The following is a 20,108-nucleotide window of genomic DNA, read 5'->3' as shown; positions in this document are numbered from 1 at the left end:
GGCGGCGGTCACGGGCACGTGCCTGTGACCGCCGCCGTCCCGTGTCCGCCCCGTCGTCCGGCTATCCCGCGGCCGGGATCTGCGGGGCGAGGAGCACCGGGAGGCGGGTCGTGCGCGGCTTCGCCTCGATCTCGGCCACCGCCCTCGGCAGTGCCTGGTCCACGCCGTGCACCACGGACAGATGGCGGGCCGCCCTCCCGAACGCCGTGTAGATCCAGGGGCGGGTGAGCGCCTGCACGGCGTCCCCGGGCAGCACCACGACCACCGCCGGCCACCGGCCCCCGGCGGCCTGATGAGCGGTGAGCGCCCACCCGTGCCGCACCGCCTGCTCGACCCGCTCCTTCGGCACGACGACCGCCTCGCCCGCGCACCGAAGATGCAGGCCCTCCGCGTCGGCCTGCACCACCTGCCCGGTCAGCACACGGCCCGGGGCGGGGGAGTAGGCGACACGGTCACCGGGGTCGAAGCCCCCGAAGCGGCCGGGCCCCGGGTTGAGCCGTTCCTTGAGGGCCGTGTTCAGGGCGCGGGTGCCGGCCGCGCCGCCGTGGCCGGGGGTGATCACCTGGGTCTGCTCGGCGGGGACGCCGATCGCGCGGGGCACCGAGTCCGCGACCAGCTGCACGGTGCGGTGCACGGCCTCGCCCGCGTCCCGCACGGGCACGATGACCAGTTCCTTGCCGGGCGCCTCGACCTGGTTCAGCTCGCCGATGCCGATCCCGGACACCAGCTCGCCGAGCGGGCCGGGGTCGGGAAGCCGGGAGGCGACCTGGGGGCAGACCCGCGCGGCGAGCAGGTCCGCGAAGACCCGCCCCGGCCCCGCCGACCACAGCACCCCGGGGTCACCGGTCAGCACCAGCCGCGCCCCGTCCGGCAGCGACTCCGTGAGCAGCGCCGCCGACTCCACGTCCCACTGGGGCGCGTCGAGCACGACGAGCAGGTCGAGGTCGAGCGCCCCGTCACCGTCCCGGCCCGGACCCTCCGCGCCGGAGAGCAGCCCGCCCGCGGTCGTGGCCGTCGCCTCGGGCGCGAGCGCGGCGAAACGGTCGCGGCCGAGGGCGCCGTGCGCCACCGCCCAGGCGCGCAGCCCGAGTCCGGCCGCCGCGGCCAGGAGCGCCGCCGGTTCCGCCAGCGATGCCTCGCCTCCCGTGTGGAGGACGAGACCGTGGGCCGCGACCGCACGGATCAGCTCATCGCCGGAGCCCTGCGCGGCGTCGGCGGCCCGCTCCCACTCCTCGGCCGAACCGTCCTGCTTCGGCACGGAGTTGATCAGCCGGGCCAGTCCGTCGGCGAGGCTTTCCTCGGCGAGCGCGTACCGCTCCAGGCCGACCAGGACCCGCACCGGGCGTTCCTCCGCCTCCTCGCCGTCCTCCTCCGCGACGGGCTGCGGGGCGCGCGGGTCCAGGGCGTCCTGGAAGACCAGCGCCTCGGCCTCCGCGAGGGTGTTCTGCACGGCGGTGTCGGCGTCCGGCACGCCCTGCTTGGCCAGCGCGGCGGTGAGCGCGGTCAGTTCGAGGGCGGTGTGCCCGGCCACGGCGGCCTGTTCCAGCAGCCAGACGGTGACCGCACGGCCGCGCCGTTCGTCGTCGGGCCGGCAGTCGGCGCCGAGGAGCGCGCGGGCGAACCCGTCGGCCTGTTCCGGCCGGACCCCGGTGACGCGCAGCAACTGCCAGGGGTCCTCGCGCAGTTGTCCCGCCGCGTCCTCCCCGAGGGCCGTCGCGGCCTGTGTGACGAGGTGCTCGGGGGCGCCGCCCTCGGCCAGCACCTGCCGCACGGAGTCCACGGTCCCGGCCGCGGGGGCCGCCGGTCCGTCCGCCGCCGCGGGCCGGGGCTGTCGTACGGGCTCGGGTTCGGCGGGGCGGCGGGGGGCCGGGGGTTCGGCGAAGACGGTTGCCGCGGGCTTGGCCCCGCCCTCCACGGCCCGCACGGCGGCCAGCAGGTCCGCGGCCGTCCCGCTCAGCTTGGCCCCGCTGTCGACGGGGCCCTGCCGCTCCGCCTTGCGGCGCGCGATCCGCTCCCGCTCGACCTTCTGCGCCGCGAGCTCGGCCGCGGCCTCGGACAGCTGCGGCGCGGCGGCACCCTCGGCGGACGTGCCCTCGGCGGACGTGCCCTCGGACGACGCGGCCTCGGCGGACTCGGCCGCTTCCGGGGAGGCGTCCTCCGTGGACTCGCTCCCGGCTTCGGCGGGTCCGGTCGCGTCGGCGGCGGCCTCGGTCGGCTCGGATTCCTCCGTGGGCCCCGGCTCCGTGCTCACAGCGTGCTCCAGTCGTGATCGGGATAGCGGTGCACGGGCGCCGACACATCGTCGAGCGCCCGGCAGATCTCGTCAGGAAGACTAAGGGCCTCCACTGACAATGCCGCCGTGAGCTGCTGCGCGTTGCGCGCGCCGACGATCGGCGCGGCCACTCCGGGCCGGTCGCGGATCCAGGCGAGGGCCACCTGGAGCGGGGTCACCGCGAGCCCGTCGGCGGCGGTCCGCACGGCGTCCACGATGCGGCTCGCCGTGTCGTCGAGATACGGCTCCACGAAGAGCGCGAGATGGTCGGAGCCCCCGCGCGAGTCGGCCGGTGCGGTGTCCCCCCGGTACTTGCCGGTGAGGACCCCGCGGCCCAGCGGGGACGACGGCAGCAGACCTATGCCGAGGTCGAGGGCGGCGGGCAGCACCTCACGCTCCACGCCCCGCTGGAGCAAGGAGTACTCCAGCTGGGTGGCGGCCAGCCGGGTGCGGGTGCCCGGGGCCGCGAGCTGCCAGGTCGCGGCCTTGGCGAGCTGCCAGCCGCAGAAGTTGGAGACGGCCGCGTAGCGGGCGCGTCCGCTGCCGACGGCGAGGTCGAGCGCCTGGAGGGTCTCCTCCAGCGGGGTGTCCGGATCGTAGGCGTGGACGTGCCACAGGTCGACGTAGTCGGTGCCCAGCCGGGCGAGGGAGGCGTCCAGCGCGGAGAGCAGATGGCCGCGCGAGCCGTCGAAGCGGCGGTCCGGGTCGGGGACGCTGCCCGCCTTCGTGGAGATCACCAGGTCCCGGCGCGGGACCAGGCCGTCTATGAGACGGCCGAGCAGATACTCCGACTCCCCGTCGCCGTACACGTCGGCCGTGTCGACGAGTGTCCCGCCCGCTTCCCAGAACGTCTTCAGGAGGTCCGCGGCATCGAGTTCGTCGGTGTCCCTGCCCCAGGTGAGAGTGCCGAGTCCGATACGGGACACGCGAAGGCCGGTACGGCCGAGATGCCTCTGCTCCATGAGCGCCGACATTACTGGCCTGAACCAGCGGTGTGGGGGCCTGTGGACAACCAGTTTCGCCGAACGTCACAGGCGGTGTCCCGGTGCCCGTGTGGGCCGAAGAACACCACCGTCACCTGCCCCGATCCGGCCGCCCGCGCTATGGTCGGCGGACAACGGACGTTACTGATCGGTAGATCGGTGACTCGGCACATCGGTACGAAGGAGTCGGCCAATGCAGCTCGGCATCAACCTCGGCTACTGGGGCGGCGGAATGGACGCCGACAATCTGGAAGTGGCCAAGGAGGCCGACCGGCTCGGCTACGCCGTGTGCTGGGCCGCCGAGGCCTACGGCTCGGACGCGGCGACCGTGCTCACCTGGGTCGCGGCGCAGACCGAACGCATCGACGTCGGTTCGGCCATCTTCCAGATCCCGGCCCGCCAGCCCGCGATGACCGCGATGACCGCCGCCACCCTCGACTCCCTCTCCGGCGGCCGGTTCCGCCTCGGCCTCGGCGTCTCGGGCCCGCAGGTCTCCGAGGGCTGGTACGGCGTCAAGTTCGACAAGCCGCTGGCCCGTACGCGCGAGTACGTCGAGATCGTCCGCAAGGCCATGACGCGCGAGCGGCTCTCCTACGACGGCGAGCACTGGACGCTGCCCCTGCCCGGCGGCCCCGGCAAGCCGATCAAGCTGACCGTGCACCCGCAGCGCGAGCACATCCCGCTGTACATCGCCGCGATCGGCCCCAAGAACCTGGAACAGACCGGTGAGATCGCCGACGGCGCCCTGCTGATCTTCCCCTCCGCCGAGCACCTGGAGGACACGGCGATCACGTACCTGCGCGCGGGCCGCGAGAAGGCCGGGCTGACCATGGACGGCTTCGACGTCTGCCCGACGCTGCCGCTCGCCGTCGGCGAGGACAAGGACGTGCTCGCGCTCGCCGACGCCTTCCGCCCCTACACCGCCCTGTACGTCGGCGGCATGGGCAGCGCCAAGCAGAACTTCTACAACCAGCTCGCCCAGCGCATGGGCTACGAGGCCGCGGCGGCCGAGATCCAGGAGAAGTACCTGTCCGGCGACAAGCAGGGCGCCGGAGCGGCCGTACCGCACGACCTGATCGACCGGACGACGCTGCTGGGCTCCGTGGAGCGGATCGCGGACCGGATGACGAGCTACGCGGAGGCCGGGGTCACCACCCTCAGCCTCAACCCTGCGGGCTTCACCCTCGACGAGCGCCTCGCCTCGCTCCGCGCCGGCGTCGAGGCCCTCGAACTGGCCGGACTGGCCTAGGGCCCCGGTTCGTCCACCGGGAAAGTTCTGCGGCCGTGGTGAGGGCTCGGGGGTCTTCCCCGCCACGGCCGTCACGGAGAACAACGCGCCCGCGCCCGTGCGGTTACGCCCCGGACGTGATGGGGTGGGTCCTCCTTCTGGCGGAGTTGTCCGACACAGATGTTGCAGCACCTCTCTCGGCCCATTTGACTCGTTCTTTGCGGAATGCCGCGGAGTCCGGCAGAGAGGTGCAGGTGCCCACGATGCTTTCGGCCAAGAGTCTGTTCACGGAGATCCTCGACAACGACGAGTCCTTCCGTCTGTTCTGCTCCATCGCGGCCAGCGGGGAGTCGCAGGGAGGCTGGGAGAACGCCCGCATCGCCGCGCTCGTCCCCGAGAGCGAGCGCGCCCTCGCTCCCAAGATCACCCGCCATGGCGCCGACGAGGACAAGCACGGGCGGATCTTCAACGCCCTGATGCGCAAGCGCGGTCTCGAACCCGTCCCCGTCCCCGACGACACCGACTACACGATGCTCCTGGAGCGCCGCGGCATCGGGCTCGCCCACGACAAGCTCAAGGCCGACGAGCCGCTGACCGTGCGCGACATCGTCACCTACCTCGCCCACAGCCGGGTCACCGAACAGCGCGCCTCCGAGCAGATGGAACTGCTCCGCAAGCACTTCGCCGACCACCCGGACCTCGGGCGCGCGGTCCGCATGATCTCCCAGGACGAGGACAACCACCTCGCCTACTGCCACGAGGAACTGCTGCGCTTCGCGTACGCCGGGCACGGCCGCGAGATCCAGCGGACCCTGCGCGACTGCGCCCTCGCCGAGATCCAGGTCTACCGCGACGTCAGCCTCGCCGTGATGGCCCACATGGGCCGTGTCCTCGGCTGGCCGCGGGCCAAGTCGGCCGTCCTCGCCGCGGGCATCCACGCCGTCTACGCCTACGAACGTGCCGCGGGCTGGCGCCGGATGGTCTCCCTGCGGATGCCCGAACGCCGTGACGCCCTCGGCGGACCGGCCACCTCCGCACCCGAGTTCGCCTGAGACCCGCGCCTACAGCCAGCCGCGGCGCTTGAACGTCCGGTACAGCACCACTTCCAGGGCGGCCATGACCGCGATCACCGCCGGATACGACCACGTCCAGTGCAGCTCCGGCATGTGGTCGAAGTTCATGCCGTAGATGCCCGCGATCATCGTGGGGATGGCCGCCATGGCCGCCCACGCGGAGATCTTCCGCATGTCGTCGTTCTGCCGCACGCTCATCTGCGCCAGATGCGCCGACAGGATGTCCGACACCAGCCGGTCGAGCCCTTCCACCGACTCGTTGACGCGCGTCAGATGGTCGTTCACGTCCCGGAAGAACGGCCGGGCCTTCTCGTCCACGAAGGGCACCCCGGTGCCGAGCTGGCCGAGCCCGGCCAGCCGGGTCAGCGGCATCGCGAGCGGCCCGGTGGCCCGGCGGAACTCCAGGATCTGCCGCTTGAACGTGTAGATCCTGGAGGCGGTCGTGCGGGAACCGCCGCCCCCGTCCGGGGAGAAGACCTCCGCCTCCAGCTCCTCCAGGTCCGTCTGCAGCTCGGTCGCGACCTCCACGTAGTGGTCGACGACGGCGTCCGAGACGGCGTACATGACCGCGGTCGGCCCCTTGTGCAGGATCTCCGGCTCCCGCTCCAGACGGCGCCGTACGGCGGCCAGCGGGGAGCCCTCGCCGTGCCGGACGGTCACCACGAAACAGTCGCCGATGAACAGCATCACCTCGCCGGTGGAGACCCGGTCGCTCTCCGGCTCGTACACGACCGGCTTCAGCACCAGGAACAGCGAGTCGTCGTAGACCTCCAGCTTGGGCCGCTGATGGGCCTTCAGCGCGTCCTCGACGGCCAGCGGGTGCAGCCCGAACTCCCGGGTGACGAGATCGAACTCCCGCTCCGAGGGCTCGTGCAGGCCGATCCACACGAACCCGCCCGCCGCCCGCGCCTCGTCCAGGGCGTCGGACAGGTCGTCGGGGCCCTCGGCGCGGCGCCCGTCCCGGTAGATGGCGAAGTCGACGATCACGGTGCGTATTCTCCTGTCGCTCGCTCACTCGTGCACGTGTACGTACGCCTACCCTGGGCCGCATGCCCACCCTGATCCTCGTCCGGCACGGACGATCCACCGCCAACACCGAGGGCCTGCTCGCCGGCTGGACGCCCGGGGTCGCCCTGGACGAACGCGGGCGGACCCAGGCCGCGGCGCTGCCCGCACGCCTCGCCGGACTGCCGCTGGCCGAGGTCGTCGCCAGCCCCCTCCAGCGCTGCCAGGAGACGGTCCGGCCGCTCCTGGACGCCCGGCCCGGACTCACCGCGCACACCGAGGAACGCATCGGCGAGGCCCACTACGGCGACTGGTCCGGCCGCAAGCTCGCCGAACTCGCGGGCGAGCCCCTCATGGAGGTCGTCCAGGCCCACCCCTCCGCCGCCGCGTTCCCCGGCGGCGAGTCGATGCGCGCGATGGCGACCCGCGCCGCCGAGGCCGTACGGGAGTGGAACGCGCGCGTGGAGCGCGACCACGGCGCCGACGCCGTCTACCTCATGTGCTCGCACGGCGACATCATCAAGGCGCTCGTCGCGGACGCGCTCGGACTTCATCTCGACCTCTTCCAGCGGATCTCCGTCGAACCGTGTTCCATCACCGTCATCCGTTACACCCGTCTGAGGCCTTTTCTCGTACGCCTCGGTGACACCGGTGATTTCGCGTCCCTGGTGCCGCGCGAGGAACCGCCCGCCGGGGACGCCACGGTCGGGGGCGGTGCGGGCGCACCGTGATCGTCCGGCGCAGTAGGGTGAAGCGGTCGCAAGCGCGGCGCACCCATCCACTACTCCAGGAGACAGGACGTGTCCCGTCAGGTGTTCCTCTACGACCCTCCTGACCGCTTCGTGGCGGGCACGGTGGGGCTGCCCGGACGCCGTACGTTCTTCCTCCAGGCCACCGCGGGCGCCCGGGTGACCAGTGTGGCCCTGGAGAAGACCCAGGTCGCCGCCCTCGCCGAACGCATGGACGAACTCCTGGACGAGGTCGTCCGGCGCAGCGGCGGCAGCGCCTCCGTCCCCGCGATGGCCCCCACCGAGATCTCCGACACGCGCCCCCTGGACAGCCCCGTCGAGGAGGAGTTCCGCGTCGGCACCATGGCTCTGGCCTGGGACGGCGAGGAACAGCGCATGATCGTCGAGGCGCAGGCCCTCGTGGAGCTCGACGCGGACTCCGAGGAGGACCTCGCCGAGGCCGAGGAGCGCCTCCTCCAGGACGAGGAGAACGGGCCCCCGATGCTGCGGGTCCGGCTGACCGGCACCCAGGCGAGAGCCTTCGCCAAGCGTGCCCTCGACGTCGTCAACGCGGGCCGCCCGCCGTGCCCGCTGTGCAGCCTCCCGCTCGACCCGGAAGGACACGTATGTCCGCGCCAGAACGGATACCGCCGCGGAGCGTGACCACGGCAGAGCTGCTCACCCACGGTGAGCTGACGGTGCGCGGACAGATCCGGGACGCCTCCAACGCGGTGCTGTACTGCACGGTCGCCCGCGACGGCGAGGAGACGGCCTGCGTCTACAAGCCCGTGCGCGGCGAACGCCCCCTGTGGGACTTCCCCGACGGCACCCTCGCCCAGCGCGAGGTCGCCGCCTACGAGGTGTCCGAGGCGACCGGCTGGGGCCTGGTCCCGCCGACCGTCCTGCGCGAGGGCCCCTACGGCGAGGGCATGGTCCAGCAGTGGATCGAGGCCGCGCCCGGCTCCGAGCTGCTCGCCCTGGTCGACGCCGAGGAACCCGGGCCCGGCTGGAAGGCGGTCGCCCTCGCCGAGGTCGGCGACGGCCGCACGGCGCTCCTCGTGCACGCCGACGACGAGCGGCTGCGCCGGCTGGCCGTACTGGACGCCGTCCTCAACAACGCGGACCGCAAGGGCGGCCATCTGCTGCCCGCCGCCGAGGACCGGCTGTACGGCATCGACCACGGCGTGACGTTCAACACCGAGAACAAGCTGCGCACCCTGCTGTGGGGCTGGGCGGGCGAGCCTTTGACCGGGGAGGCCGTCGACGTCCTGGAGGGCCTCAGGGAGGCGCTCGGCGCCGATGGAGCCCTGGCCGCACGGCTCGCGGAGCTGATCACGCCCGCCGAACTCGACGCCACCCGCGCGCGGGTCGGGTCGCTGCTGGCCACGGGCACACACCCCGAGCCGAGCGGCGAATGGCCCGCCATTCCGTGGCCACCCGTGTAGACGCACACCGCCCGCCGTCGCGCAAGAGCGCCTCACCGGCCATCCGGCCCGGTCCGGTTCGTATGAAAAACTTCCGGCCGGTTAGGCTCATGACATGCATGCCTGGCCCGCTTCCGAGGTCCCCGCCCTGCCTGGTCAGGGTCGCGACCTGAGGATCCACGACACCGCGACCGGCGGTCTGGTCACCCCCGACCCCGGTCCTGTCGCCCGTATCTACGTCTGCGGCATCACGCCCTACGACGCCACCCACATGGGACACGCGGCGACCTACAACGCGTTCGACCTCGTTCAGCGCGTGTGGCTCGACAACAAGCGGCAGGTCCACTACGTCCAGAACGTGACCGACATCGACGACCCGCTGCTGGAGCGCGCCGAGCGCGACAGCGTCGACTGGACCGCCCTCGCCGAGAAGGAGACCGCGCTCTTCCGCGAGGACATGACCGCGCTGCGGATGCTGCCGCCGCGGCACTACATCGGCGCCGTCGAGGCCATACCCGGGATCGTGCCGCTCGTGGAGCGGCTGCGGGACGCGGGCGCCGCCTACGAGCTCGAAGGGGACGTCTACTTCTCCGTCGAGTCCGACCCCCACTTCGGTCAGGTCTCCGGGCTCGACGCCGCCGCCATGCGGCTGCTGTCCGCCGAGCGCGGCGGCGACCCCGACCGGCCCGGCAAGAAGAACCCGCTGGACCCGATGCTGTGGATGGCCGCCCGCGAGGGCGAGCCGAGCTGGGACGGCGGCTCGCTGGGCCGCGGCCGGCCCGGCTGGCACATCGAGTGCGTCGCCATCGCCCTCGACCACCTCGGCATGACCTTCGACGTCCAGGGCGGCGGCTCCGACCTCGCCTTCCCGCACCACGAGATGGGCGCCTCGCACGCCCAGGTGCTGACCGGCGAGTTCCCCATGGCCAAGGCGTACGTCCACGCCGGGATGGTCGCCCTGCACGGCGAGAAGATGTCGAAGTCCAAGGGCAACCTGGTCTTCGTCTCCGCGCTGCGCCGTGAGGGCGTCGACCCGGCCGCGATCCGCCTCGCCCTGCTCGCCCACCACTACCGGGCCGACTGGGAGTGGACCGACCAGGTCCTCGCCGACGCCGTCGCGCGCCTGGGACGGTGGCGTGCCGCCGTCTCCCGGCCCGACGGCCCCTCCGCCGACGCCCTCGTCGAGGAGGTCCGCGACGCCCTCGCGCACGACCTCGACGCCCCGGCCGCGCTCGCCGCGGTCGACCGCTGGGCGGCGCTCCAGGAGGAGACGGGCGGCACGGACGAGGGTGCCCCCGGTCTGGTGTCCCGCGCGGTGGACGCCCTGCTGGGCGTCGCCCTGTAGGACGGCACGGCATGGTGAAGGGCGCCTCTCCCGGTGGGGAGGCGCCCTTCGTCGTACGGCCCGGGGCCGGCTGTCCCAGGGGGCTGTCCTGGCTCAGGTGCCGCCGGTCAGATCCTGCGGATCTGGATCGAACGCAGGATCTGCGGTGAACCGGACTCCCAGACACCGATCACCTGGTGGCCGAAGGCGAACGCCTCCTGGACCTGGTCGTGGGTCTGGGGGTTGGGGTCGAACAGGACCTTCAGCTGCCCGGCGACACGCAGCGCGATCACACTGGGCTGCCCCGGCAGGGGCTGGACCACGTCGATGTAGCCGTCGGCGGCACCGGCCTGCAGCACCTGAGCCTGGACCTGCTGCTGGACGTACTGGACGGCGATCTGCGAGATCTGCTGGAGGTGCTGCTGCACCTGCTGCTCGACCTGCTGGTGCTGCTGGCCCATCTCCTGCTGGGGCTGCTGGGGCTGCTGCGGCGCGAACGGCTGCTGCTGGCCGAGTTGCTGGAGCAGCCCTTGATACGGCTGCTGCCGGCCGAGCTGCTGGAGCTGCTCCAGCGAACCGCCCATGCCGAACGGCTGGTGCTGCGGCCCGAACGCCTGCTGCCCGAACTGCTGCTGCGGAGAGATCCCCTGCGGCCCGAACGGCTGCTGAGGGAACTGCTGGTACGGCGCCGTGCTCGGGAACTGCTGTCCCTGGTGCTGTCCCGGTTGGCTCATCTGCGGGGTGGTGCTCATGCGGGTGCCACCTTCCCTTGATGGTGGGATCCGTCAGCCCGTGACGACCAGGCCGACGATGTCGTCGTCCGCGAACCAGACGCGGACGTCGGGCCGTCCTCCCGCGAAGGCGGTGTGCACCGCCTGGCGGATCTCGGGGGACGGATGGTTGAGGCTGCGCCAGCCACCGGCCACGAACAGCCGCAGCCGGGGCGGGAGTTCACGCGGATACGGCAGCAGCTCGTCCCAGTACCGCTCGGCCTGGCCCGAGCCGACCGCGTGCGGCAGCAGACGGGTCACCGCCGCCTTGACGTCGGGCCTGCCGCCGATGCGCTGCGAGGCCGGACGCCCCGGCGCGTCCTGCTGCGGGGAACCGGTCGCCCGCAGCACCTCACGGGCCCGTTCCGGGGACATCGGCGCCTGGGCCGCCGCCTTGAGCATGCCCTGGAGTGCGGCCAGGACGCCGACCACCATCGGGGAGGCCGAGGAGGTCCCGGAGAACGTGTCCGTGTACCAGGCGATCTCCTCGGGCCCGCCCTGGAGATCACCGGGCCGGTCCCAGAAGCCGCCGGTCGTCGTGACCTCGCGCCCCCAGCCCTGGGCGTCCACGCGGGCACCGTAGTTGGAGAACGCGAGCCGGGACCGGTCCGGGCCGTGATCGCGGCCGTGGGTGCCGGGCGGAGGCGCGCCCGCACCGACCAGGATCGCCCCGGAGGACCGGTTGGACGGGTTGAAGGGGTTGCGCCAGCCCTCCGGGAATCCGTCGGGGCGGCGCTCGTAGACGGCGTCGTCGAGGGACTCGGCGCCGTTCCCCGCGGCGGCCACCACGACGACCCCCTTGGCCGTCGCGTACCGGACGGCCGCGTAGTCGTCCGGCCACCATTCGAGGGCGATGTAGCCCCGCTGGTCGTCGCGGTCGGCGAAGTCCAGCCGCGGTCCCGGCCGGTGCAGCCCGACCAGCACGATGTCCCCGGGGCCCAGCCGGTCCGCCGCCGCGTGGATCGCCGCCGCGGTGCCCAGGCCCTGGAAGGACGCCGCCGCGGTCACCGCCTCCGGCGCGATGCCGGTGACGCCCTGTCCGCCGCGGTCACCGCCGATGACGCCGATCACGGCGGTGCCGTGGTTGCGCCAGGCCAGGTCGGCCAGCGGTGTCCCGACGACGACCCCGGCGAGCTTGGCGGCCAGGTCCTCGTGACCGAGCTGCCACGCCCCCTCGACGTCGATCACGGTCACGCCCTGACCGGCGCCGCCGGGCCGCTGCCAGGCCCAGTGGGCGTCGACGCCCTCGGGCGCGGGGCGCAGATAGCCCTGCCGGCCGCTGAAGTCCGGTGTGACGGGCGCGCCTTCCTTCAGCCGGCCGTCCTCACCGACCTGCCCGACCGCGGCGGGCACGGCCCCCGGCTTCACGTACGCGGTGTCGATGCCCGGCAGCGCGGCGATCCGCGCCCGCAGTTCCTCGGCGCGACCGCGGTCGCCGCGCACCCGGTAGAACAGGGCGAGCCCGGGCCCGTCCTCGGTCGGGCCCGCCGCCGGGGACGGGCCCGGGGCGGACTGCTGGAGCCGCTCCTCGCTGCCGAACAGGGGTTCCAGAGCGAGCTGTTCGTCGCTGAGGAACATGGCGAGGGCCGAGACGTCGGCGCCCGCCGCCGACCGCACCCCGTCGGCCCCGGCACGCAGCCGGGCCTCGGGACGGGCGACGACGATCAGCTCCTGCTCCGCTCCTCGATAGGTGAATCCCGCTCCGTCGGGTCCCGGCCCGGAGGCTCCCGGGTCCTGCGCCGGCTGCGCCTGGTCGGTCATCGGGTACCGCTCCCTTCGGTCCTTGCGGGTGCCTGGTTGCGGGGGAGGCGGACCGGAGTCCCGTCGCCGGGCGGCGCCTCCGGGGGACAACCAAGCACTCCGGGGCCGACCCGTCCACCCCGTGTTCGCCAACTCGGTTTGAAAACAAGTTGAATTGGGCAACGTGTGCAATCTGTCCTGAAGCCGCCGTCACCGCGCAATCCGGCCGAACACAGAAGAGGCGGTGCGCACCCGGCGCACCGCCTCTTTCTCTGCTTTCCCCCGCCTAGGGGGTGTTGCGAGAGTCCCGCACAGCACCCCCTAGTCCTCCGGCGGATCCTCGTCGTCCGTGCTCGGCTTGGGCGGCTTGGGCGGCTTCGCGCGTCCGCCCGGGGTGTCCCGCCGGTACGCCTGGCCCTCGCCGCTCTCCGTGGCGTGGCCGCCGGGCGGGCCGCCGCCGTCCCGCCGGCGCAGGTAGCGCTCGAACTCGCGGGCGATCGCCTCGCCCGACGCCTCGGGCAGCTCGGCGGTGTCCCGCGCCTCCTCCAGCGTCTGGACGTACTCGGCGACCTCGCTGTCCTCGGCCGCGAGCTGGTCCACGCCCACCTGCCAGGCGCGCGCGTCCTCCGGCAGCTCACCGAGCGGGATGCGGACGTCGATCAGGTCCTCCAGCCGGTTGAGCAGGGCCAGGGTCGCCTTCGGGTTGGGCGGCTGCGACACGTAGTGCGGCACGGCGGCCCACAGGCTCACCGCGGGCACACCGGCGTGCGTGCACGCCTCCTGGAGGACACCGACGATGCCCGTCGGCCCCTCGTACTTGGTCTCCTCCAGGTCCATCCGCCGGGCCACGTCCGCGTCGGAGGTGGTCCCGCTGATCGGGACCGGACGCGTGTGCGGGGTGTCGCCGAGCAGGGCACCCAGGATCACGACCAGCTCCACGCCCAGTTCGTGGGCGAAGCCGAGGAGCTCGTTGCAGAACGACCGCCAGCGCATGGAGGGTTCGATACCTCGGACGAGTACGAGATCGCGCGGTTTGTCACCGCCGACGCGGACCACCGACAACCGGGTCGTGGGCCACGTGATCTTGCGCACTCCGCCGTCCATCCACACCGTGGGGCGGTTCACCTGGAAGTCGTAGTAGTCCTCGGCGTCCAGCGCCGCGAACACCTCGCCCTTCCACTCCTTGTCCAGATGCGCGACCGCGGTGGAAGCGGCGTCGCCGGCATCGTTCCAGCCCTCGAACGCGGCCACCATGACCGGGTCGATCAGCTCGGGAACCCCCTCGAGCTCGATCACCCAGCGCCTCCTTCCGACGTGCCCTCGCCTGACGCACCAACCTTACGGCGTCCGGCGGGGGCGTCCGCAGCCCCCTTGCACGGGGGAGTGAACGCATCACTGCCCCATTAGCCACCCCGGAACACCCCGCAGTGATCGGAGCTGTGCCGAATCACCCTGCACGGGTGTCACGTGTCAGGGTGGCCGTTCGAGCAGACGTCCGACCAGACCTCCGAGGAGCCGCAGAGGTCCGACGTCCGCTTCCCGGGCATCCCCGGACGGGTCCGTGGGGCGGCGGGGCGGGCCGCCGGAAAAGCGGTGGACCCGGGCCCCGGCACCGGTGTTGACTCGTCGCCGTCCGCTTCGTTGTCCAGGGGCCCAGCCGCCCTGAAAGAGGTGCTTCGTGACGACCTGCCCGGTGCCGAGCGCGTCCCGCCGTTCCGTCAGCCGTTCCCGCTAACCGAACCGTCTGACCGTTCGCGGGGCCGCTCGGCCTGCTCTTGCTGTCATCACAGACCTCTTCAGCAAGGAGCAATCCGGGTGTCCAGCGACCACCACGCTCGTCGTCATCACCGAACCCACCGAACTGACCGCGGCAGCGGCACCGAGACCTTCGCCTGCGTCCGGTGCGGACTGACCGTCACGGCTCTCGCCCCCGACGGCCGGCGCCGCAACCACTGCCCGTCCTGCCTGCATTCACGGCATGTCACCGATCAGGCCGAGGGCGGACCCTCCGCCTGCGCCGCGCACATGAGCCCGATCGCCATCGCCGTGCTGCGCACCGGGGAGTGGATGATCATCCACCGCTGCGTGCGCTGCGACGAACTCACCTCCAACCCGGTGAGCGGGGACGACAACCAGCTCGTCCTGATGCGGATGGCCGTCCGTCCGCTGGCCCAGCCTCCCTTCCCGCTCGAAGCGTTCGGGACGCTCTGATGCGCGCGCCGAGCACGCCCGGGAGACGGAGGCCGCACCGTGCCACGCCGTAGCCGGCCGGGCGGCGACGGTCGCCGCCGCCGTCCCCAGCGGGTCAAGGACGTGCTGCACGCCGGCGGCGGCCACCGGGACTTCCGGTGCGTGGGCTGCCGGCTCGACGTGCCTCCGCACGCGCCCGGCACCGCGCACCGCAACCACTGCCCGCACTGTCTGGCCAGCCTGCACGTCGACCACCGCGTCCCGGGCGACCGCGCCTCCGGCTGCCGTGGCCGCATGGAGGCGCTGAGCCTGACCGCCCGGCCGGACGGCGAGTGGATGCTCATCCACCAGTGCCTGTCCTGCGCCGGGCTCAGCGTCAACCGCATCGCGGGCGACGACAACGCGCTGGCCCTGGTGCGCCTGGCCCTCAGACCGCTCCAGGACGGCGCCGCGGCGGGCCGGGCGCTGCTCACCGTGCTGTGACCGACCGGTCCGGCCCGCACGGCACGGTGCTCACAGCGACGCGCGCAGCCACTGCTCCACGCTCGCGATGTGCACCGTCGCCCATGACCTCGCCGCCTCCGAGTCCCTGTCCCGCAGGGCGGCGAGGATCATGCGGTGCTCGTGCAGGGTGCGGCTCACCGCGTCCTGCTGCGTCAGACCCCGCCACACCCGGGCCCGCGTGGTGGGGCCCGACAGGCCGTCGAGGAGCGAGCAGAGCACGGAGTTGCCCGAGCTGCGCACGATCCCCCGGTGGAAGTCCAGGTCGCAGGCGACCAGTTCCTCCACCGAGGGGTCCTCGCCCAGCTTGTCCAACTGGGCCGCCAGCGCGTCCAGTTGCTGCTCGCTGATCCGGGTCGCGGCCATCGAGGTGGCGGCGGGCTCCAGGATGCGGCGGACCGCGAGGAACTCCAGGACCGTGTCGTCGCGGTGGAAGTCGACGACGAAACTCAGCGCCTCCAGCAGGAGTTGCGGGTCCAGGCTGGTCACATAGGTGCCGTCGCCCTGCCGTACGTCGAGGATGCGGATCAGCGACAGGGCGCGCACCGCCTCGCGCAGGGAGTTGCGGGACAGGCCCAGTTCGGCGGCGAGTTCGCTCTCCTTGGGCAGCCGGTCGCCGGGGCGCAGGGTACCGGAGACGATCATGCCCTTGATCTTCTCGATCGCCTCGTCGGTCACTGCCATGGCCGGCCTCCCTGTGGTCCCCGCATGCCCGCGCACCCGCGGTCCCGCATGCCCGAAAAGACATCCGATGTCTTGCGTCATTATGGGGGCCGAATGGCTGAGCGGGGCATGAAATGCCCCGCTCAGCCCCGCCTTCGGGGGATCGGACCCGCCTTCGGGGGGTCAGGCCCGGGATCAGAACCGGGCGAGCGCCTCCAGGTCCGCGATCACGGCGGCCTCGTCCAGCGTCGTCAGCGTCCGCTCCCGCAGCAGCACCCGCCCCTCGACGACGGTGTCCCGCACGTCCGACGGGTGCGCCGCGTACGCGAGCGTCGACCACGGGTCGTGCAGCGGCCGAAGATGCGGCGCCCCCAGGTCCAGCACCACCAGGTCGGCCCGCTTGCCCGCCTCCAGGGAGCCCAGCTGCTCTCCGAGCCCGAGCGCCCGCGCCCCCTCGATCGTCGCCATCCGCACCGCCTGCCGGGCGCCGACCAGCGTCGGGTCACCGGCCGCCTTGTGCACCAGCGCCGCCTGCCGCACCGCACCCAGCACGTCCAGGGTGTTGGAGCTCACGGCCCCGTCCGTGCCCAGGCCCACGGTCACCCCGGCGCTCAGCAGCCGCGGCACCGGCGCGATCCCGCAGCCCAGCTTCAGGTTGGACACCGGGCAGTGCGCCACCGACGTGCCGGTGCGGGCCAGCGCGGCGATCTCCGGTCCCGTCAGGTCCACGGCGTGCGCGAGCAGCACGTCGTCGCCGAGCAGCCCGAGCGCGTCCAGCAGCTCCACCGGCCGCTTGCCGTACTTGACCTCGACGGTGGCGACCTCGGTGGTGTTCTCGGCCGCGTGGATGTGGATCAGCGCCCCGAACTCCCGGGCCAGCGCGAAGATCCCGGTGAGCTGCTCGGGGGAGAGCGTGTACGTCGAGTGCGCGAACAGGACGAGCCGCTCACCCGGGCGGGCGGCGCCGCGCGCCTCCAGGTCCCGCCGCGCCCAGGCGAGCCGGTCCTCGTACTCCATGCCGTCCGGCGGTCCCGGCACGTCCATGAACGTCGGCCCCGTGTGCAGCCGCCAGCCCGCCGCACGGGCCGCCTCCTGGGCCGCCTCGTGGAACCAGTACATGTCCAGCGCCGAGGTCACCCCGGCCCGGACGCTCTCGGCGACCGCCAGCCGCACCGCCGCCGCCACGTTCCCCGGCGTCAGCAGGGCCGCCTCCGCGGGCAGCACCCGCTCCAGGAAGCCCTGGAGGGTGACGTCGTCGGCGACACCGCGCATCAGGGTCATCGCGAGATGCGTGTGCGTGTTGATCAGACCGGGCAGCACGAGACAGCCGGACGCGTCGATCGACTCCCGCGCCGCGAACCGCGTACGCAGCTCGGCGGCCGGACCGACGGCGACGATCTCGCCCCCGTCGACGGCGACGGCCCCGTCGCGCACGACGGTCCCGGCCTCGTCTACGGTCAGGACGTCACCGCCGTGCACCAGCAGGTCGACGCTCACAGCCCGTACTCCTCCGCCAGCAGCCGCAGCGCCTCCAGGGAGACCACCGCGCCCTTCTCGACACCGGCCGCGACGACCTCGCGGTGCGGGTCGTAGACGCTGGTGCCGTCCTCCTCGACGAGCTCGTCGGCGTTCGCCCCGTCGACGACCAGGACGCCGCCCGCGACCAGGCCGCGCAGGGAGGCCGTCACCAGCAGCGCGGAGAGCTCCATCTCGATCGCGGCGAGCCCGGCACCGTCGTACGAGAACAGCGGGATCAGGCCCGGCTGGAAGGCCGCGCGGGTCCAGACGAGTCCGCGGTGGTGCGGGGCGTCCGCCTCGCGGGCGGCGCGCTGGAGGGCGAAGACCGCCTCCGGGGAGGAGACCGCCGGGTACTCCGGCGGCAGCAGCTGCTGGGTCACGCCGTCGTCGCGGACGGCCGCCTCGGCGATCACGAGGTCGCCGTCGGAGATGCCCCGCTTCATCGCGCCCGCCGTACCGAAGCGCAGCAGGACGCGGACGCCCGCGTCGGCGAGTTCCTGGAACAGCAGGATCGCGCCGGGACCGCCCACCCCGTGCGAGGCGACGACGACCGGGAGCCCCTTCCAGCTGCCGCTGAACACCCGGTACTCGCGGTGGTACGACACCTCCTCGGCCCCGTCGAGCAGCGCGGCGACGGCCTCGGCGCGCGCCGGGTCGCCGACGACGACCGCGTGCGCGGGCAGGCCGGTGCGGGGGATGCGGGTGACGGGCAGCAGGTCCTGCGTCATGAGGTGACTCCGGTCGAGGGGCGGACACGGCGACGGCGGCGCGCCGTGGTGAGGAACAGGGCGCCGAGCGTGACGACGTACGGCGCGGCGTCGGTCGCCTGCTGCGGCAGACCGAGGCCCTGGAGGCGGAAGCCGGCGGCCTCGGCGAGACCGAACAGCAGCGCGGCCAGCAGCACCCCGAGGGGCAGCGCACGGCCCAGCATGACGGCGACCACGGCGATCCAGCCGCGCCCGGCGGTCATGTTCTCGGTGAACAACGTGACGTTGCCGAGCGCGAGCTGGGCACCGGCCAGACCGCACAGCACGCCCGAGACCAGCACGGCCGCGTACTTGTACCGGACCGGGCTCACCCCGAGCGTGGCCGCCGCGTCCGGCGCCTCGCCGACACCGCGCAGCCGAAGGCCCCACACGTGCCGCGAGAGCATCACCGCGGCCAGCGCGACCGCCGCCCACGACAGGTAGGCGAGCGGGCTCAGGCCGCCGATCAGCGGGAGTCCCGCGAGGGAGGGGTCGTCGAAGGTGCCCTGCACACCGAAGACGGTACGCAACAGGAAGCTGGTCAGGCCCACGGCGAGCAGATTCATCGCCACTCCCAGGACCACCGCGTCCCCGCGCAGCGTCACCGTGCCGACCGCCAGGATCAGCGAGTACGCCGCCGCGGCCAGAGCCGCCGCCAGGACGCCCAGCCAGGGGCTGCCGGTGAACCAGCTCGTCGCCACGGCCGTGAAGCAGCCCATCAGCATCATGCCTTCGAGGCCGATGTTGAAGACGCCCGCCCGCTCGCAGATCGCGCCGCCGAGCGCGGCCAGCAGGATCGGGGTGAGCGCGCGCAGCGCCGACATCAGCAGGTCGCTGTCGAAGAACATCAGACGGCCTCCTCGACCTTGGGCTCCGCGGCTTTGGGCTCCGCGGAGGCCTCACGGCGGGCGCGGGACCTGCGGCGCGGGAAGCGGATACGGGCGGCCAGGAACACGATCACGATCGCCTGGAGCACCTGTGTCAGCTCGCGCGGCACCTCGGTGGTCCGCTCCATCGCCAGTCCGCCGACCTGGAGGACGGCGAAGAAGAACGACGCGACGACCGTGCCGAGCGGGGCCGCCGCCGCGAGCAGCGCCGCCGTCAGGCCCGTCCAGGTGTAGCCGGGCCCGGTCAGCGAACCGTCGACGAAGCGGAACGGGAAGCTCAGCACGCCGATGGCGCCGACGAGGCCGGCGAGCGCGCCGGACACGGACATCAGCTTCAGCGTCAGGCCGCGGCGCTCGACCCCGGCGTACGCGGAGAAGCGGGCGTTGAGGCCGGTCATCCGGATCTCGTACCCGAACGCCGTGCGCCGGTCGGTGAACCAGTACGCGGCGGCGGCCACGACGACGAGGACGAGCCCGAAGGTCACCGTGGAGTCGCCGAACGCGGGCAGCTCCACGCCCTCGGGCATCGACCGGGTCTGCGGCAGGCTGGAGCCGGGCTCCTTGAGCGGGTAGCGCGCCAGGTAGGAGGCGAGCGACACCGCCGGGTAGCTCAGCAGCAGGCTGCACACCAGCAGCGGCACGCCGAGGTGGTTCTCGCACAGGGCGGCCAGCGCGGCGTACGCGGCACCGGCCGCCATGCCCGCCAGCAGCGCGAGGACGACGGTCAGCGGCGCAGGCAGCGGCGAGTACAGGCCGGTCACGGCCGCGGTGATGCCGCCGAGGACCATCTGGCCGTCGCCGCCGAGGTTGATCAGCCCGGCGCGCAGCGGGATCGCGAGGGCGAGCCCGAGGCCGAGCACGCTGGTGCCCGTGGTGAGCGTGGAGCCGATGCCGTCGGCGCCGAGCGAGCCGGTCAGGACCGCCTCGTAGGCCGCGATCGGGTCCGCGCCGGTGCCGATGAGGAACAGCGCGCCGATGACGACGCCCGCGAGCACGGAGAAGGTGATGGGGGAGCGCAGGGCTCCGGAGAGCCGGTTCGGAATCGGGTTGCTCATG

General features: G+C 73.1%; 19 protein-coding genes. 8 read left to right on the top strand and 11 right to left on the bottom strand.

The features are described 5' to 3' along the window. Positions 1-61 precede the first annotated feature (61 nt). Positions 62-2,251 (bottom strand): helix-hairpin-helix domain-containing protein, encoded by a 2,190-nt coding sequence (locus ACIPSE_RS45725; protein ID WP_401675837.1) that lies wholly within the window; start codon positions 2,249-2,251, stop codon positions 62-64. Continuing rightward, complete coding sequence (locus ACIPSE_RS45720; RefSeq protein ID WP_401675835.1) at positions 2,248-3,234, bottom strand: aldo/keto reductase; 987 nt, start codon at positions 3,232-3,234, stop codon at positions 2,248-2,250. The genes ACIPSE_RS45725 and ACIPSE_RS45720 overlap by 4 nt, the downstream gene beginning before the upstream one ends. A gap of 214 nt (positions 3,235-3,448) precedes the next feature. On the opposite strand from ACIPSE_RS45720, the gene ACIPSE_RS45715 reads away from it, so the two are divergent. After that, a complete protein-coding gene (locus tag ACIPSE_RS45715) occupies positions 3,449-4,504 on the top strand; it encodes an LLM class F420-dependent oxidoreductase (RefSeq protein WP_401675832.1) in 1,056 nt (351 codons plus the stop codon). A 242-nt stretch (positions 4,505-4,746) separates the two neighbouring features. Continuing rightward, positions 4,747-5,535, top strand: coding sequence for a ferritin-like domain-containing protein (locus tag ACIPSE_RS45710; RefSeq protein WP_401675853.1), 789 nt, complete (start codon positions 4,747-4,749; stop codon positions 5,533-5,535). A gap of 9 nt (positions 5,536-5,544) precedes the next feature. Here the strand turns inward: ACIPSE_RS45710 and corA are convergent, their stop codons facing one another. Next, entirely contained in the window at positions 5,545-6,543 is a 999-nt protein-coding gene (corA, locus tag ACIPSE_RS45705; protein WP_401675830.1) for a magnesium/cobalt transporter CorA, read from the bottom strand. A gap of 62 nt (positions 6,544-6,605) precedes the next feature. On the opposite strand from corA, the gene ACIPSE_RS45700 reads away from it, so the two are divergent. The 4 genes from ACIPSE_RS45700 (at position 6,606) to mshC (ending at position 10,058) form a co-directional block, all read left to right on the top strand. After that, positions 6,606-7,292 (top strand): histidine phosphatase family protein, encoded by a 687-nt coding sequence (locus ACIPSE_RS45700; protein WP_401675828.1) that lies wholly within the window; start codon positions 6,606-6,608, stop codon positions 7,290-7,292. 69 nt (positions 7,293-7,361) lie between these two features. Continuing rightward, complete coding sequence (locus tag ACIPSE_RS45695; RefSeq protein WP_401675827.1) at positions 7,362-7,952, top strand: DUF3090 domain-containing protein; 591 nt, start codon at positions 7,362-7,364, stop codon at positions 7,950-7,952. Beyond that, a complete protein-coding gene (locus ACIPSE_RS45690; protein WP_401675825.1) occupies positions 7,916-8,734 on the top strand; it encodes an SCO1664 family protein in 819 nt (272 codons plus the stop codon). Before ACIPSE_RS45695 ends, ACIPSE_RS45690 begins: the two co-directional genes overlap by 37 nt. A 94-nt stretch (positions 8,735-8,828) precedes the next feature. Next, positions 8,829-10,058 (top strand): cysteine--1-D-myo-inosityl 2-amino-2-deoxy-alpha-D-glucopyranoside ligase, encoded by a 1,230-nt coding sequence (mshC, locus tag ACIPSE_RS45685; protein ID WP_401675823.1) that lies wholly within the window; start codon positions 8,829-8,831, stop codon positions 10,056-10,058. A gap of 107 nt (positions 10,059-10,165) precedes the next feature. On the opposite strand, the gene ACIPSE_RS45680 is transcribed toward mshC, so the two are convergent. The 3 genes from ACIPSE_RS45680 to ACIPSE_RS45670 all read right to left on the bottom strand — a co-directional run bounded on the left by ACIPSE_RS45680 (position 10,166) and on the right by ACIPSE_RS45670 (position 13,843). Then, entirely contained in the window at positions 10,166-10,789 is a 624-nt protein-coding gene (locus ACIPSE_RS45680) for a hypothetical protein (protein WP_401675820.1), read from the bottom strand. A 33-nt stretch (positions 10,790-10,822) separates the two neighbouring features. Beyond that, complete coding sequence (locus tag ACIPSE_RS45675) at positions 10,823-12,568, bottom strand: S8 family serine peptidase (RefSeq protein WP_401675818.1); 1,746 nt, start codon at positions 12,566-12,568, stop codon at positions 10,823-10,825. A gap of 300 nt (positions 12,569-12,868) precedes the next feature. Then, on the bottom strand, positions 12,869-13,843 hold the full coding sequence (locus tag ACIPSE_RS45670; protein ID WP_401675816.1) for a PAC2 family protein: 975 nt from the start codon (positions 13,841-13,843) through the stop codon (positions 12,869-12,871). 519 nt (positions 13,844-14,362) lie between these two features. Here ACIPSE_RS45670 and ACIPSE_RS45665 point away from each other — a divergent pair. Continuing rightward, on the top strand, positions 14,363-14,758 hold the full coding sequence (locus tag ACIPSE_RS45665) for an RNHCP domain-containing protein (protein WP_401675814.1): 396 nt from the start codon (positions 14,363-14,365) through the stop codon (positions 14,756-14,758). Between the two features lie 39 nt (positions 14,759-14,797). Continuing rightward, on the top strand, positions 14,798-15,220 hold the full coding sequence (locus ACIPSE_RS45660; RefSeq protein ID WP_401675812.1) for an RNHCP domain-containing protein: 423 nt from the start codon (positions 14,798-14,800) through the stop codon (positions 15,218-15,220). 30 nt (positions 15,221-15,250) lie between these two features. Here ACIPSE_RS45660 and ACIPSE_RS45655 read toward each other — a convergent pair whose 3' ends face one another. The 5 genes from ACIPSE_RS45655 to ACIPSE_RS45635 all read right to left on the bottom strand — a co-directional run bounded on the left by ACIPSE_RS45655 (position 15,251) and on the right by ACIPSE_RS45635 (position 20,107). Beyond that, the gene (locus tag ACIPSE_RS45655; RefSeq protein ID WP_401675810.1) at positions 15,251-15,922 is read right to left on the bottom strand and encodes a FadR/GntR family transcriptional regulator; all 672 of its coding nucleotides are present in this window, start codon (positions 15,920-15,922) and stop codon (positions 15,251-15,253) included. 174 nt (positions 15,923-16,096) lie between these two features. Continuing rightward, positions 16,097-17,398 (bottom strand): amidohydrolase, encoded by a 1,302-nt coding sequence (locus ACIPSE_RS45650; RefSeq protein ID WP_401675808.1) that lies wholly within the window; start codon positions 17,396-17,398, stop codon positions 16,097-16,099. Further along, positions 17,395-18,147 carry a nucleoside phosphorylase gene (locus ACIPSE_RS45645; RefSeq protein WP_401675806.1) on the bottom strand — a complete coding sequence of 251 codons (753 nt, stop codon included), beginning with the start codon at positions 18,145-18,147 and terminating at the stop codon, positions 17,395-17,397. Before ACIPSE_RS45645 ends, ACIPSE_RS45650 begins: the two co-directional genes overlap by 4 nt. Then, positions 18,144-19,013, bottom strand: a complete 870-nt coding sequence (locus ACIPSE_RS45640; RefSeq protein ID WP_401675804.1) for an ABC transporter permease — start codon at positions 19,011-19,013, stop codon at positions 18,144-18,146. Before ACIPSE_RS45640 ends, ACIPSE_RS45645 begins: the two co-directional genes overlap by 4 nt. Further along, positions 19,013-20,107: an ABC transporter permease gene (locus ACIPSE_RS45635; RefSeq protein WP_401675803.1), complete on the bottom strand. Its 1,095-nt coding sequence runs from the start codon at positions 20,105-20,107 to the stop codon at positions 19,013-19,015. Before ACIPSE_RS45635 ends, ACIPSE_RS45640 begins: the two co-directional genes overlap by 1 nt. Position 20,108 lies beyond the last annotated feature (1 nt).

It is taken from the genome of Streptomyces sp. NPDC090106 (assembly GCF_044747265.1).
Taxonomy (GTDB): Bacteria; Actinomycetota; Actinomycetes; order Streptomycetales; family Streptomycetaceae; genus Streptomyces.
This window is presented reverse-complemented; position numbering and strand designations above follow the sequence as displayed.

Excerpts from the sequence above, each read along its gene's own strand:
- ACIPSE_RS45720 (WP_401675835.1), bottom strand. The coding sequence starts at position 3,234 with ATGGAGCAGAGGCATCTCGGCCGTACCGGCCTTCGCGTGTCCCGTATC.
- ACIPSE_RS45715 (WP_401675832.1), top strand. The coding sequence starts at position 3,449 with ATGCAGCTCGGCATCAACCTCGGCTACTGGGGCGGCGGAATGGACGCC.
- ACIPSE_RS45710 (WP_401675853.1), top strand. The coding sequence starts at position 4,747 with ATGCTTTCGGCCAAGAGTCTGTTCACGGAGATCCTCGACAACGACGAG.
- ACIPSE_RS45700 (WP_401675828.1), top strand. The coding sequence starts at position 6,606 with ATGCCCACCCTGATCCTCGTCCGGCACGGACGATCCACCGCCAACACC.
- ACIPSE_RS45690 (WP_401675825.1), top strand. The coding sequence starts at position 7,916 with ATGTCCGCGCCAGAACGGATACCGCCGCGGAGCGTGACCACGGCAGAG.
- mshC (WP_401675823.1), top strand. The coding sequence starts at position 8,829 with ATGCATGCCTGGCCCGCTTCCGAGGTCCCCGCCCTGCCTGGTCAGGGT.
- ACIPSE_RS45680 (WP_401675820.1), bottom strand. The coding sequence starts at position 10,789 with ATGAGCACCACCCCGCAGATGAGCCAACCGGGACAGCACCAGGGACAG.
- ACIPSE_RS45675 (WP_401675818.1), bottom strand. The coding sequence starts at position 12,568 with ATGACCGACCAGGCGCAGCCGGCGCAGGACCCGGGAGCCTCCGGGCCG.
- ACIPSE_RS45655 (WP_401675810.1), bottom strand. The coding sequence starts at position 15,922 with ATGGCAGTGACCGACGAGGCGATCGAGAAGATCAAGGGCATGATCGTC.
- ACIPSE_RS45645 (WP_401675806.1), bottom strand. The coding sequence starts at position 18,147 with ATGACGCAGGACCTGCTGCCCGTCACCCGCATCCCCCGCACCGGCCTG.
- ACIPSE_RS45640 (WP_401675804.1), bottom strand. The coding sequence starts at position 19,013 with ATGTTCTTCGACAGCGACCTGCTGATGTCGGCGCTGCGCGCGCTCACC.
- ACIPSE_RS45635 (WP_401675803.1), bottom strand. The coding sequence starts at position 20,107 with ATGAGCAACCCGATTCCGAACCGGCTCTCCGGAGCCCTGCGCTCCCCC.